This is a genomic window from Pseudovibrio sp. Ad5 (assembly GCF_001623095.1).
Taxonomy (GTDB): Bacteria; Pseudomonadota; Alphaproteobacteria; order Rhizobiales; family Stappiaceae; genus Pseudovibrio.
The window spans coordinates 283,571-297,148 of sequence record NZ_LMCH01000066.1; the positions used below are offsets into that span (position 1 = coordinate 283,571).

The window sequence follows — 13,578 nt, forward strand, 5'->3', positions numbered from 1 at the left end:
TCTACTCGTCCATGGGTCATTTTTCCTCGATATATTTCTTGATCAAATGATGCGCGATAGAGATGTCAGGGGGGCAAATTAATCCCGACTCTGCTTCGCCTTGGAGCATCTTCAGTGTCTCCTCTTTAGAAAACCACTGACAATCCTCCATTTCTTCATAGTCGATATTCAAGTCAGTCGTCAGCGCTTCACCGTGGAACCCGATCATAATATTTGATGGGAATGGCCAAGGCTGGCTGGCGACGTATTCCACTTTGCCGACTTTAACGCCTGCTTCTTCAAAAACTTCTCGGCGGACGGCGTCTTCAAAGGTTTCGCCTGGTTCCACAAACCCGGCGAGTGTTGTGTAGACATTTTCCATCAGATGGTAAGGACGCCCCATCAGGCATTTGTCCCCGTGGGTGATCAACATTATCACCGCTGGGTCCGTTCTTGGGAAGTGCTGCGCAGAGCAAGACGGACAATCTCGCCGATAACCAGATTCGGCGAGTTCCGTTGGCTGTCCACACTGAGAACACATCTTATGGGAGGAATGCCAGCGGCCTACAGAAGCAGCCTGTGCCATCATTCCAAGCACTTCCTGACTGGCTGCTCGTTTCATCGCTATTCCGCGCAGTCCGTATGCCGCGAATGCTCCGAGTTTTTCCAGTTCCTCCTCAAGCGTTTCAGCATCCACTGTGTAACGCACGCCAAAGTATGGGCGGTCTCCATCAGTCTCGTCAATGCCAAGAAAGATGGTCGTCCGATCAGTGATATTCAGAGTTTTGAGCATCTCAACGGAATGAATGAAAGGCTCAGTCATGACCTCTTTATTGAAGATGAAAGCGTCGTTTGCCTGAATTAAAAAGCGGGCATCCGGGCTCGTCTTTAGCGAGTTAACCCATTCAGTATCCTTACGTTTTTCACCACAGCGATTAAGCGAGTTGGCAGAATAACAAAGAGCTGCAGAGGCGTCATACACCTCAGCTGTTTCGGCCAGCATTTCGAATTCCTTAAATTATAAACTTATGTAAAGTGAACCCGAGATAGCACTGAAATGCAATGTTGTGGCGACATTTTCTGAATTCGGATTTGGCAGAACTCTCTGAAGATTCACAGTCTCGTCCACAGTAGCAAGCGGTAAACATCAATGAAGGCTTGCAAAATACAGGTAAAGCGACCATATACACGATCGGGAGGTTGGTGGTGGACGAGCCACTCGCCAACCGGGTCAGATCCGGAAGGAAGCAGCCCTAACGAGTCCATGGCACGGGTCATCGTGCCAGCCTCCCACCTAATTTTCCCCGCGCCCATACTCGACAAGCGGCCGGTCTTCGTCTTGAATGGCCGGGAGTAAGTTTTACCTTGCCTTTGAAGTGGCTGAGGATTTGGGCGATATGGACGGAATAGACCTTCAAGACGAGCACCAGACAACAACAGGCGCGGAAGATAATTCTTCCAGCAGCGATGGTGCATATCGCGTTCTCGCCCGTAAATACCGACCTAGTTCGTTCGATGATCTTTATGGTCAGGAGCCGATGGTTCAGACTCTGCAGAATGCATTTGAGACTGGACGTATCGCTCAAGCCTGGATGCTGACCGGGGTTCGCGGTGTCGGTAAAACGACCACTGCGCGTATTCTGGCCCGTGGCCTAAACTACGAGATCTCAGGCGAAATTGATAAACCTACCATACACTTAGACAAACCCGGCGTTCACTGTCAGGCGATCATGGAAGGCCGTCATGTCGATGTGATCGAGATGGATGCTGCGTCTCATACTGGCATTGACGACATTCGCGAGATTACCGAAGCAGCGCGGTACCGTCCGGCGAGTGCGCGGTACAAAGTGTACATCATCGATGAGGTGCATATGCTCTCCAAGTCGGCATTCAACGGGTTGTTGAAGACGCTGGAAGAGCCGCCGGAGCATGTGAAATTCATTTTTGCGACTACAGAAATCCGTAAGGTTCCTGTGACTGTCCTCTCCCGTTGTCAGCGGTTTGACCTGCGCCGGATTGAGAGCTCTACGCTTGTTTCTCTGCTGCGCGAGATTTCCGGTAAAGAGGGCATAGAAATTTCTGATGAGGCGCTGGCTCTGATTGCTCGCGCTGGCGAAGGTTCTGCGCGAGACAGTTTATCCCTTCTGGATCAAGCCATTGCGCATGGTGCTGGTCGCATTGAGCCGAATGAAGTGCGCCAGATGCTGGGCCTTGCTGACCGCAGCCGGGTGATAGATTTGTTTGAGCACGTGATGCGCGGCGACATTGCCAGCGCTCTTGATGAGCTCAAAGCCCAGTACGATGTGGGCGCTGATCCGGCAGTTGTCCTCTCTGACCTTGCAGACTTTACCCATTTGGTGACTCGCCTGAAAGCGGTGCCGAAGGCGGGTGAAGAGAACTCTGTCACTGAGAGTGAGCGGCAACGTGGGCGGGACTTTGCTGAAAAGCTATCCATGCGCGTTCTTTCCCGGACATGGCAGATATTGCTGAAGGGAATTAATGAAGTACAGAACGCTCCTAAACCTCTGGCTGCGGCTGACATGGTTTTGGTGCGCTTGTGCTACGCCTCTGATTTACCTGATCCGGAAGAGGCACTGAAGCTGCTGAAATCTGGTAAGTTCTCCCCTGCTGGTGGCAATGCGCCTGCGGGTAACGCGCCACAGGGCGGTGGCGGATCAAGCGCCAGCGCTGTTCCATCCGGTGGCGGCTCAGCCCCCCAGTTACGTGCTGTAGCTGGCGGCCAGCCGATGACGCAAGCTATTGGCGCTGCACCGCAATCAGCCCCTCAGATGCGACAGGCTGAGGAACTTAAAGAGAAGATTGCGATCCGCTCCTGGGCTGAGGTTGCTCAACTTGCGGCCCGCATGAAGGACATTCCAGTCAAGGTTTCGGTTGAGCGCGCACTGCGTCTTGTCAACTTCCAGCCGGGCCGTATTGAAGTGCAGCCGACTGAGATTGCGACAGCTGATGCAGCTGGAGAACTGGGCCGAAAACTGACAGAATGGACGGGTCGTCGCTGGATTGTTGCGGTTAGTCGTGACCAGGGCCGACCGACTTTGCATGAAGAGAAAGAAGCTAACCAAAGACAGTTGGTTTCTGACGCGCATTCTGATCCGGAAGTGGTGAAACTTATTTCTGCCTTTCCCGGGGCTAAGGTTGTTGACGTGCGCATATTGAAGCAGGAGGAAGATCTCCCCCTTGAAGCGGCGTCCGAGTCTGTCGACATAGAAGGCATGGACTCTATGGATTTCACCCAAGATTTCTAAGGCTTCTGTGCTATGAAACCTTATGAACCGAATTGATAGAGCGCTGATGTGCGCTCAAGAGACGTTTAAGGAGCGAGTCGATGGACTTTCTTAAAATGATGAAGCAAGCCAAGCAGATGCAGGAAAAAATGGGCGAGCTTCAGGAGACTGTAAACGACCTTTCCGTTGAGGGAACCTCAGGCGCAGGCATGGTCACCGTTACGCTGAATGGTAAAGGTGAGATGACTGGTTTGAAGATTGATCCTTCTCTCATCAATGCTGATGAAGTTGAGATCCTGGAAGATCTTATCCTCGCTGCGCATAACGATGCTAAGGGAAAAGGCGAAGCTTTGGTGCAGGAGCGTACGCAGGACATGATGTCCGGTATGGGTCTGCCAGCTGGCATGAAACTCCCGTTCGGCTCTTAATATCTTCAAGGCTATCTGTTGCCAAATCACCGCGGCCCTGCGCAGATTTGGCGGTAGACCTGAAACGGATTTATTCCCTCTTGCCCGCCTCTTCAGGCGGGCATAGTTTATCTGGCATTGTCTCGCAAAACTGCTTTGCGGGTGCCTTTTCTTTCTCGCAGAGAGCATAGATTTTAGATGAGTACACGCAGGGTTGCTGGTCCCGAAATTGAACGCCTGATACAGCTGCTGTCCAAGCTGCCCGGCCTCGGCCCGCGCTCGGCCAGACGTGCTGCTTTGCATCTGGTTCAGAAGAAAGATCAACTGCTTATCCCGCTGGCTGAAGCCATGGGCGTGGCGGTTGATCAGGTCGGCATCTGCTCTGAGTGTGGCACCGTCGACACCAGTGATCCTTGCACCATTTGCTCTGATCCGCGCCGGGATGGAGCAACCATTGTGGTGGTTGAGGACGTCTCTGACCTTTGGGCGCTAGAGCGGGCATCCGCTGTGAGCGCGCATTATCATGTCCTCGGTGGCACTCTGTCTCCGCTGGACGGGATTGGGCCGGATGACCTCAACATTTCCAAGCTGGTTGAGCGGATTGAAGGCGGTGTGGTGAGCGAAGTTATCCTCGCTGTTAATGCGACCGTTGAAGGACAGACCACTGCACATTTCATTACGGACCAGCTTGCGCGATTTGAGAATGTGAAAGTGACCCGTCTTGCCCATGGCGTGCCGGTTGGCGGCGAATTGGACTACCTTGACGAGGGCACGCTGGCGCAGGCTTTGCGAGCAAGAACAAAGTTTTAGCAGGTTTCTTGCTCGGCACTTATGCGGGTATTTCCGTCACATAAGTCGTTTGCGTTGCTATGTGCGTTGATTTGAAAGATTTGCGTATTTATTGCGTTGAACAGGATTTTTAGAAATGGACACGTCTTCCGCCAAACCAACCCAGTTTTTCATCCGCAAAACCCAGCGCAACGATGTGGACGAACTGCTCGCTCTGCTCAACCGGATTATTGAGGCCGGGGGGACAACTGCGCTTGAGAAGCCGTTGAACAAAGGTGAGTTCATCGAGTGGTTTCTTGAAGCGGATATTCTGGAGAGCACTGTTTGCGCGATTGATCGTGAGAGCGGCGAGCCGCTTGGCTTTCAAATCGCCAGCCATTACGGAGATATCCCCGCTGACTGGGTTGATATCGGCACCTTCGTAAAACCAGGGCTGCACAAGAGCGGCATCGGCAGTGCGCTGTTCAAAACAACACTTGCCAATCTGGAAGGCAAAAGCCTCACCACCATCAACGCCACCATCCGCGCCGACAACACCGGCGGCCTCGCCTACTACACCTCCCGCGGCTTCAAAGACTACAAAGTGCTGGAAGCCGTGCCGCTCTCTGATGGGACACCGGTAGACCGGATTTGTAAGCGGTTTGATTTGGGGTGAGTTGGCAACAGGTTGTGCTGGATTATTTGCGCTTACCTAAACCAACCTGCAACCAGAAACACAGAGCTCAATCGCTAATCAGCATCGAAACTGGTCACGATTGAAGTCAAACTCTTTAGGTGCGGAACACTTCGAGAGCCGATAAGGAATTTTGTCAGAAGAAAGCGCGAAAGGATCACCCTTTAGTCTTGCGATGATTCTTCGTTGCGACAATGCCAGCGACTGGCATGCAAAAGACCCACCATATCGCTTCGTTACTGGGTTATAGCTCTTCGCTGGATGCCGCCAACAAACAGCTTTTTGTCCTGCAACAGTATCACGCTTCCATTCCTCCGGGACTACCACTGAGTTCCCCGGATACCATAACCAAGCACGACCATTTTTGCCAAGATAGTTGACCTGATATCCATGAGCCTGAGAGAAACTTAAATAAGTCCAACCACTACTCGGGTATTCAGGAAATACTATCTCGCGGTTCACCACATCTTCAAAGGCTGGTCGAGATTGATTAGAACACCCAACTAGTCCTGCAATCATAATAAATGGAACAGTTAGGCTCACCGCTTTCAATATTTTTAACATTTGAGATCCACACGCCAATAATCAAAGCCTGAATATTTAGATTGAATCTCTCGCAGATCCGACTTCTTTGAGAAGCCACCAACAAAAGCCAGTATTCCTGCCCCAAATTCTGCTTTACATCCAGTTACAGCGCGTGCAACGCCTTCAACCTCAGCAGGCGAATAAGGAAATCCTGAGCCTTTGGGAGCAACAAATGAAAAGGCTTTATCTTTTGCAACGGCCACCTCAAATGACTTCCCTGCAAAGCGAACCTCCTGACGGGTTTTCCAGATAGAAAGGTTGGCAGCCTTTCGAGCGCGGACTTCTACACTATTACTTCCACTGCTAGAACAGCCAGCAATCAACATAGAAGCAGCGCATAAAGCGAACAATTGCTTTTTCATAACACTTCCCCATAGGTAATATACCGGCGGATATCACACGTTATTGGGGAAGTAAATTAACTGGCCATTACTACTTAGCTCAGTTTATCGAAATCACGCCTTACCTCTGTGAATGCCTCATAGAGCCCACGTACCCAGTCCGAGCAAAAGAGACGTTGAGATCTGCGTTTTGATTATCTGATGTAACTATAATGTATTGGTGAGGTTGTTGCGGTTGCTTCAATGCCGTCGTCCCGCACTTGATGCGGGATCCAGTGGGTGGGGCGGTAGAAGGAATACTACCCCTGATTTTTCATGGGGTAGACGCGCTGCTGTTGGCACTGGTATTTTTAAGGAGGCGCTGACCTGCGGCGGGTGGTATAGCCGCAGACCAGCAGGGCACCGTTTGGCGAGGATGCGGGGTGTATTTGCGTTTCGCCATTGGTACCGGAGGCAAGTGGCACGGGTTTGTGCCATTTACCCATCACAGTGCTGTTGAACGAGCTCTGCGTGGTCAGGGGTACCGATCACGTAGAGCGCGCTGCACAATCAAGCCATTTTCTAAGCCAGTCCTTTTTATGAGGCTGGCTTTTTTCTTTGCTCCTATGCATCTCCCTGATTGAAAACCGATGGGGCTTTCGGGAGGGTGCCAGCAAGCAAAGAGCTGCACGGCTTAATCAGGAAGCGGAGTTTTTGTGTTTATTGGCTGCGGATGAGCGACTCGCTCTAACATTCCGCAGCTTTTTTTGAGCGCTTCGAGGCGATCGCGGAAGGCGTGATGCAGAGTGAACAGGGCATCGCGCTCACTGGAGTGCTGCATTCTCTCTGTCAGCACGAGGTGCTGAATATACGAGAGGTTTTGCAAATCCGAGACAACGACGATGACTTCGTCAATTTCATTTTGGAAAGTATTTGTGGCGCCACAGGCGCATGCGGAGTCGATCATTCTCAATCCCTCTGTAAGTAGGGTGTTGAACAACCGCACGACAACAAGGCTTTCGACGGCCCGCTGGCGAGCGGGAGGTTCGAAACCTGCAAACAGACAGGCGAGTTTATTCCCTCCCGAAAGAGGTATTGTATTCACCGCCCTCCCGCTCATAGCAAAGGGTCTGCGCCCTTAGAAAAAAGGCACAAAAAATCCGCTAGTTAACGGGAGCGGCTTCCGCTGTTTGGAAAGGTTTCGACGCCTCAAAGATGAATGTGTAATGAAAACCAGCGGTTGTCAAACTGACAGTTTTTACAAGGTTGTGGATGACGTGGTTTGCGAGGTGTTTGTGTCGTGGCTTATGCCTGAGCATGTCGCTCTGGATCCCGGATCTGCGCTGTGCTTGTCCGGGAAGACGAGGGTGGAGTGAGAACCCTTTGGCGGGCGGGAGGCTAGAAACCTGCAAACAGACAGGCGAGTTTATTCCCCTCGAAAGAGTATTTTATTCACCACCCTCCCGCCCATAACAAAGGGCTTGTGCGCTTCATGCATGAGGATGGGATGAAGTAATTACCCTGTCAAACTGGTAGTTTTGACAGGGACATGGATGGCGGGGGTTAGCAAGGTGTTTGTGTCGTGGCTTATGCCTAAGCGTGTTGTTCTGGATCCCGGATCTGCGCTGCGCTTGTCCGGGAAGACGGAGGGTGGTTGTGGTTGCTCGTTAAAGCTTGTAATCACCTCCCGATAAGAAGAAGGGGCGGTGTCCTGGCTCAATGAGCATAGGAATTAAAATCGGAGTTCCCTTATTAGCTTTGAAGATAAGGAGCTGCGGGATCGATGAAGAAGTATGGCCGCACCTATCACTTACCCAGCTCTCCCGGTGTAATGAGCGATGACAAGATCCTGCGGGATTTGGCGGTTCTGGAAAGCGCAGCAGAGGTCGTCTTTACCGAGAAGATGGACGGCGAGAATACGACTATCCTGCAGAGTGGATGCCATGCGCGTAGCCCTGACAGTGGGTATCATCCATCCCGTGATTGGATGAAAGCTTTTGCGGCAGGTGTTTCGCCGTGTCTTGCTGAGGATGAGCGGATCGTCGGTGAGTATCTGTTTGCCCGTCATTCCGTCGCTTATGACAGGTTGCCTACTTACTTTCTAGGTTTTGCATGGATTGTTGGCGGCGTCACACAGAGTTGGGATGCGACGCTGGACCGTTTCTCAGAGCTGGGCATTGCTCCTGTTCCGGTGTTGCACAGGGGCGTTTTCACTCAAGCAAGCGTTGACAGAGTGCTGAACGGGCTCAACCTGAGCAAGCAGGAGGGCTTTGTCGTGCGAACCACTGAGGCTTTCCAAGAGGCTGACATGGCAACACATATGGCCAAGTATGTGCGCGCAGATCACGTACAGAGTGACACCCACTGGATGCATGGTGAGATTACCAAGAACGGGTTGCGAAGGAGCTAGGAGCACCTGAGCATTTGGCTCTGGATCTCGGATCTGCGCTGCGCTTGTCCGGGAAGACGGTGGGGTGTGCTGTTATTGCAGGTTTTCTTTGATAATCCGGGCAAATTTTTGAGCGATTTTTTTGTTTGGGAGCTTCCTATAGTACGCACCTTGTCCTTTTACCGTAACCTCCAACTCGTTGTTACTGAGTCTTCGAAATCTCGCTGATTGGCCTATCCCATTATTATTGTACTCTGGGAAACTTCCGATGATTATAGTTGCATCATCAGCATTTACTTGTGGCTGACTTGGATGACGAAAGCCTCCCCAAATACAGCCATTCGGCGGCCTTTCATCAACTGAGTGACGGACTTTGCTATGGTATGCGGGGCTTGACATTGTGCAGGGGGCTATACCGTGATTTCTAAAGATAGCAAGCAACTTGCGAGAAAGCTCCTGGTTCGTCATTGATGAATCGATTTTCACAATCTCCGTATGTCCAGGTGTCGGCAGGAGAGGTCCAATCAATAAACATCCCGAAACTGCAAAACAGACAGCGAAGACACTCAAGATTATCGAAGTCTTTTTAATGACTGTTTTCATCTCTTTTCACTTATTGCTATCCGGATGGTCAAAGTTGGTGAATTCAAGCAATCTCTGTTTGGTCATTGCCAAGAGCCTAGCAAGGCGTTGTCACAAGTGAAACTCATGGAAAACTTGGGATGGTTTTGCGAAAGTATTTGAGTGTTTCAAGTGAGTTGCTGGCAATTGCTATCAACAGCACCTCAGGTCTATTCTCGAAAGCGCTTGCAATTGAGGTCTGCAAAATTCAGTATGCGGGCCTATGGTTTCTGAGGTGCGAAAGGCCTCGGGATTAAAAGGGAACACGGTGAAGTGTAGCCAACAGGCGCTAATTCCGTGACTGCCCCCGCAACTGTAAGCGGCGAGCGACGCCAAGCATGCCACTGGAGAGATCCGGGAAGGCTGGCTGAGCACAGACCCGCGAGTCAGGAGACCTGCCATTATGTTTCACTTCAACCCGGGCGGGGCGTCCCGGAGGAGGCCATAATGGTTGCATTGGCGCAAGCCTCTCACATATCCGGTTTCTGTTTGCCCCTGCCGTTGCGCGGAGGGCGTTATGTTACCTGTTTCCTCAAGACTTAAACTTTATCCCGGATCGTTTTGCGAACCGCTGATGGTCGACGCGCGTGTGTGCTTGACTTTTGCCTCAGGATTCGACAATCAATGTAACGTTATAACGTTACATTGATGATGTGTAGCGTTTCACTCGGGTGGGTTGGTACGATGCTTGATCTTGTTTCTCATCATTTGGGCACCGTTGGCTGCCCGATTGGGGCTGAGCTGCGCACGGGTGCTTTGGCATGAGCGCGGTTTTTGTTTCTGTGTGCGATGTTTCGTGGGCGCCTGATCGGAAGAGTTCGTTGGTGTTACAGCCACTGAGTTTTGAGTTGGCTGCGGGGCAAGTGCTTGGCGTGGTTGGCGCGAACGGGGCTGGCAAGTCTACGTTGTTGCGGCTGCTCTATCGGTTCAACAAGCCGATGAGCGGGCAGATTTGCGTTGGCGGTGATGACATCTGGTCCCTCTCCGCCAAGATCACGGCACAGCGGGTGGCAGCGGTATTGCAAGAGCAGCCGACGGATTTTGCGCTGAGGGTGCGTGAGATTGTGGAGCTGGGACGCACGCCGTATCGCAGTGGGTTAGCAGCTTCCGGAGAACGAGACCGGCAGGTGGTGGACCGTGCGATCCGCGCTTTGCAGCTGGATGCCTTGGCCGGACGGTTGTTTGGCACGCTTTCTGGCGGAGAGCGGCAGCGGGTTATGGTGGCGCGGGCGTTGGCGCAGGAGCCAGAGCTGCTCATTTTGGATGAGCCGACCAACCATCTCGACATTCGCCATCAGCTAGAAATTCTGAAGCTCATTGAAGAGCTGGATCTGACGATCATCACCAGCCTGCATGACCTGAACATGGCAGCTGAGGTGTGTGACCAGATCCTGTTGCTGGACCACGGGCAAATGCTTGGATTTGGGGTGCCGGAGCAGATCCTCTCTCCCGCTTTGGTTTCCAAGGCTTTTCAGGTGCGCACAACGCGCGAACAGCTGGTGGACCGACAACACTCTCTTCTGACATTTGATCTGCATTCTTAAGGGTACTTTTTCATGAAAAAACTTGGTTTGGCGCTGGCTGCGGCGCTGCTTTCCTCTTCCGCTGCGCTGGCAGAGGTTTCCGTCAAGAGCTGTAACCGCACTGTCGAATTTGATGGCGTGCCGCAGCGGGCGGTATCGCATGACTCCAACCTCACAGAAATGATGCTGGCACTGGAGTTGCAGGACAACATGGTGGGCTACACCGGTATTTCTGGGTGGAAGACGCTGGATGAAGAGCTCACGGATCAAGTGGCTGTGCTGCCGGAGCTTGCCCCAAAGTATCCGAACAAAGAAATCCTAATTGGTGCTGACGCGGATTTCTTTTTTGCAGGTTGGAATTATGGTATGAGGGTTGGTGGCGAGCTCACACCGGAGACGCTGGAGCCGTTCGGTATCAAGGTGTACGAGCTGACCGAGAGCTGCATCCATATTGGCGAGAAGCCAAAGGTTTCCATGGATGACATGTACAATGATCTTTTGAACCTTGGCCGCATCTTTGATGTTGAAGAGCGGGCGGAAGCGTTGGTGCAGGCTTATCGCGAAGACCTTGCGCAGTTCAAAGCTGGCTTGAAGGCTGCTGACACACCTCTGCGTGTGTTTGTTTATGACGGAGGTGAAGATTCTCCGTTCACTGCTGGTCGTTATGGGATGCCAACCGCGCTGATTGAGGCTGCTGGCGGCACCAACGTGACGGATACATTGGATAAGAGCTGGGTGCGCGTGAACTGGGAGGCTGTGGTTGAGACCAACCCGGAAGTGATCGTGATTATCAACTACGGCGAAGTGACTGCTGCGCAGAAGCGTGAGTTCATGCTCAACAACCCCGCCTTTGCGGATATGGATGCGGTGAAGAATGACCGGTTCGTGACGCTGGAATATGCTGAAGCAACTCCGGGACCACGGAACATCAAGGCGATCAAGAAACTCGCAACCGCATTCTGGGGTAACTAACAATGAGCGAAGGAACCGGCGTTGTTGTAGCCCCCAAAGAGGGCTCTTCTCATCATTTGCTGCAGATTTGCTGCGTGGGATTGGCTGCGCTGGTTCTTTCTGTCTGCCTTGCGGTCTCCGTTGGGGCGGTTTCCATTTCCATGGAGACTGTATGGGGTGTTCTTGCCAACAAACTGGTGCCGGGCACGGTTGAGCCGAGCTGGTCGCTGGGGCGGGAGAGCATTCTCTGGGAGATCCGCCTGCCCCGTGCGCTGCTGGCGATCATGGTGGGGGCCGGGCTTTCCATCGTGGGAGCTTGCCTTCAATCCGTCACCCGCAACCCGCTAGCTGACCCGCATTTGATCGGCATTTCAGCTGGTGGCGCGTTTGGGGCGGTGTTGGCTCTGCTGCATACGGGGCTGTTTTTGGGGATGCTCACCGTACCTTTGCTGGCGTTTCTGGGTGCTCTTGGGGCAACGCTGCTGGTGATTGGGGTGGCGAAGTTTACAAGCGCTACCAGTGCCGACCGTCTGGTGCTGACGGGTGTAGCTGTGAGCTTTGTGCTGATGGCAGGCGCCAATATCCTCATCTTTTTGGCAGACCCACGGGCGACGCATACTGTGGTTTACTGGATGCTGGGCGGATTGGGGCTGGCGCAGTGGGCACATCTCGCCTACCCGTTGGTGGTGCTTGCTTTGTGCGGGCTCTGGCTGTGGTTTCGCGCAGGGCATTTCAACGCGATGACAATTGGCGATGAGACGGCGACAACACTTGGCATATCCGTTGGTGCCTTCCGGCTGGAAACCTTTGTGATTGGTGCGCTGATTACGGGTGTTATGGTCGCGTTTTCCGGCATGATCGGGTTTGTGGGGCTTATGGTGCCTCATATTGTGCGGCTGTTTGTTGGCGGCGATTATCGACGCCTGATCCCTGTTTCAGCGCTGTTTGGGGCGATCTTCCTATTGCTTGCAGATGCTGCTGCACGGACGCTGATGAAGCCGGAAGACATGCCGATTGGCATCATTACCGGGCTTATTGGCGGGATTTTCTTTATCTGGCTCTTACGGGAAAAGCGGTAGCTCTGCCGTTTTTCAGGGGTTCTGACACCTCGTTGTCGCTGCGATATGAGCTTGAGCTTGCCGTCATCACGACACAGTTTTTTCGCGTTAGACTCATACAAGGCCCATCTGGCAGCATGGCAGAAACACGGATTTTGAAAGGTATTTACCTTTATTCCAGTTGGTTTCGGCTGCTTTTAATTATGGTTTTGTCGCATATTCCTAGGCGTTGATCAGAGGTCTTGTTCGGGAACATGTGTTTGATGCGGAGTACGTGAATGACATCTCGGTTGTATAGCGATTTTGCCGAGCAGTATGATGAGGCCATTCAGGAGAACATCTACAACGCTCTTTTAGAGCGCCCCACCCTGCTTGGCATGCTGCCGCCGCTGCAAGGGCTGAAGGTGCTGGACCTTGGGTGCGGCCCCGGCGTGTATGCGCAGTTTCTCTATGATCACGGAGCTGATGTAACCTGCATTGATGAATCCGAGCAGATGCTGAAGCTGGTGAAAGAGAAGCTGGACGACAACGTAAAGTGCTACACCTCTGACCTGTCTAATGGGTTGCCGGAGAAACTGGAAGGCACGTTTGATATCGTGATCTGTCCGTTGATGATCCATTACGTCGAAGACCTGAACAAGCTTTTCAGAGACATCGGGAACGTGTTGAAGCCGGGTGGTTACTTCGTGTTCTCAACCCATCATCCGCTGGTGGATGCACAGTGCTCTCCAAGCGGTAGTTATCTGCGTCAGGAACATGTGACGGAGGAATGGAACACCATTGGTATGCCGGTGAAGGTGAGTTTTTATCGCCGCCCACTCTCCATGCTGTTTGGGTGGCTCTCAGCTGCCGGAATGTGTGTTGTGGACCTGCGCGAAGGGATGCCAGCTGCCGAGATGAAGGAAAAATCTCCAATCCACTATGAGAAGCTGCAGAAGAATCCGAGCTTCATCTTTTTCAAATGCCAGAGCCACTGCAGCAAGTAGGCCGCCCTCCTGACTCGCTTCAGACTCACTGGCTACTTACAGTTTTGTGAGT

At 52.5% G+C, this 13,578-nt stretch carries 13 protein-coding genes, 1 other RNA gene and 1 riboswitch; of the genes, 10 read left to right on the top strand and 4 right to left on the bottom strand.

Going from position 1 to position 13,578, the window contains the following annotated elements:
* Positions 1-16: 16 nt before the first annotated feature.
* Complete coding sequence (nudC, locus tag PsAD5_RS26410) at positions 17-982, bottom strand: NAD(+) diphosphatase (protein ID WP_063294253.1); 966 nt, start codon at positions 980-982, stop codon at positions 17-19.
* A 192-nt stretch (positions 983-1,174) separates the two neighbouring features.
* On the opposite strand from nudC, the gene ffs reads away from it, so the two are divergent.
* The 5 genes from ffs (at position 1,175) to PsAD5_RS26435 (ending at position 5,075) form a co-directional block, all read left to right on the top strand.
* Positions 1,175-1,273, top strand: an RNA gene (gene ffs / locus PsAD5_RS26415) — signal recognition particle sRNA small type.
* Between the two features lie 103 nt (positions 1,274-1,376).
* Positions 1,377-3,245, top strand: coding sequence for a DNA polymerase III subunit gamma/tau (locus PsAD5_RS26420; RefSeq protein WP_193778179.1), 1,869 nt, complete (start codon positions 1,377-1,379; stop codon positions 3,243-3,245).
* An 80-nt stretch (positions 3,246-3,325) separates the two neighbouring features.
* Positions 3,326-3,652, top strand: a complete 327-nt coding sequence (locus PsAD5_RS26425) for a YbaB/EbfC family nucleoid-associated protein (RefSeq protein ID WP_057463002.1) — start codon at positions 3,326-3,328, stop codon at positions 3,650-3,652.
* A gap of 177 nt (positions 3,653-3,829) precedes the next feature.
* Positions 3,830-4,441 carry a recombination mediator RecR gene (gene recR, locus PsAD5_RS26430; RefSeq protein ID WP_057463003.1) on the top strand — a complete coding sequence of 204 codons (612 nt, stop codon included), beginning with the start codon at positions 3,830-3,832 and terminating at the stop codon, positions 4,439-4,441.
* Positions 4,442-4,556: 115 nt separating this feature from the next.
* The gene (locus PsAD5_RS26435; RefSeq protein WP_063294255.1) at positions 4,557-5,075 is read left to right on the top strand and encodes a GNAT family N-acetyltransferase; all 519 of its coding nucleotides are present in this window, start codon (positions 4,557-4,559) and stop codon (positions 5,073-5,075) included.
* A gap of 78 nt (positions 5,076-5,153) precedes the next feature.
* On the opposite strand, the gene PsAD5_RS27945 is transcribed toward PsAD5_RS26435, so the two are convergent.
* The 3 genes from PsAD5_RS27945 to PsAD5_RS26445 all read right to left on the bottom strand — a co-directional run bounded on the left by PsAD5_RS27945 (position 5,154) and on the right by PsAD5_RS26445 (position 6,965).
* Positions 5,154-5,657 carry a hypothetical protein gene (locus PsAD5_RS27945; RefSeq protein WP_153040836.1) on the bottom strand — a complete coding sequence of 168 codons (504 nt, stop codon included), beginning with the start codon at positions 5,655-5,657 and terminating at the stop codon, positions 5,154-5,156.
* On the bottom strand, positions 5,651-6,040 hold the full coding sequence (locus PsAD5_RS26440; RefSeq protein ID WP_063294256.1) for a hypothetical protein: 390 nt from the start codon (positions 6,038-6,040) through the stop codon (positions 5,651-5,653). Before PsAD5_RS26440 ends, PsAD5_RS27945 begins: the two co-directional genes overlap by 7 nt.
* Before the next feature lie 652 nt (positions 6,041-6,692).
* On the bottom strand, positions 6,693-6,965 hold the full coding sequence (locus PsAD5_RS26445; RefSeq protein ID WP_063294397.1) for a hypothetical protein: 273 nt from the start codon (positions 6,963-6,965) through the stop codon (positions 6,693-6,695).
* 816 nt (positions 6,966-7,781) lie between these two features.
* On the opposite strand from PsAD5_RS26445, the gene PsAD5_RS26450 reads away from it, so the two are divergent.
* From PsAD5_RS26450 to PsAD5_RS26475, 5 genes are all read left to right on the top strand, one after another.
* Positions 7,782-8,408 (top strand): RNA ligase family protein, encoded by a 627-nt coding sequence (locus tag PsAD5_RS26450; protein ID WP_063294257.1) that lies wholly within the window; start codon positions 7,782-7,784, stop codon positions 8,406-8,408.
* Between the two features lie 807 nt (positions 8,409-9,215).
* A riboswitch (cobalamin riboswitch) is annotated at positions 9,216-9,425 on the top strand.
* A 344-nt stretch (positions 9,426-9,769) separates the two neighbouring features.
* Positions 9,770-10,552: an ABC transporter ATP-binding protein gene (locus PsAD5_RS26460; RefSeq protein ID WP_063294258.1), complete on the top strand. Its 783-nt coding sequence runs from the start codon at positions 9,770-9,772 to the stop codon at positions 10,550-10,552.
* Between the two features lie 12 nt (positions 10,553-10,564).
* Positions 10,565-11,503: an ABC transporter substrate-binding protein gene (locus PsAD5_RS26465; protein ID WP_063294259.1), complete on the top strand. Its 939-nt coding sequence runs from the start codon at positions 10,565-10,567 to the stop codon at positions 11,501-11,503.
* A 2-nt stretch (positions 11,504-11,505) separates the two neighbouring features.
* Positions 11,506-12,561, top strand: a complete 1,056-nt coding sequence (locus tag PsAD5_RS26470) for a FecCD family ABC transporter permease (RefSeq protein WP_063294260.1) — start codon at positions 11,506-11,508, stop codon at positions 12,559-12,561.
* A gap of 257 nt (positions 12,562-12,818) precedes the next feature.
* Positions 12,819-13,526: a class I SAM-dependent DNA methyltransferase gene (locus tag PsAD5_RS26475; RefSeq protein WP_057463012.1), complete on the top strand. Its 708-nt coding sequence runs from the start codon at positions 12,819-12,821 to the stop codon at positions 13,524-13,526.
* The last annotated feature ends 52 nt before the right edge of the window (positions 13,527-13,578 follow it).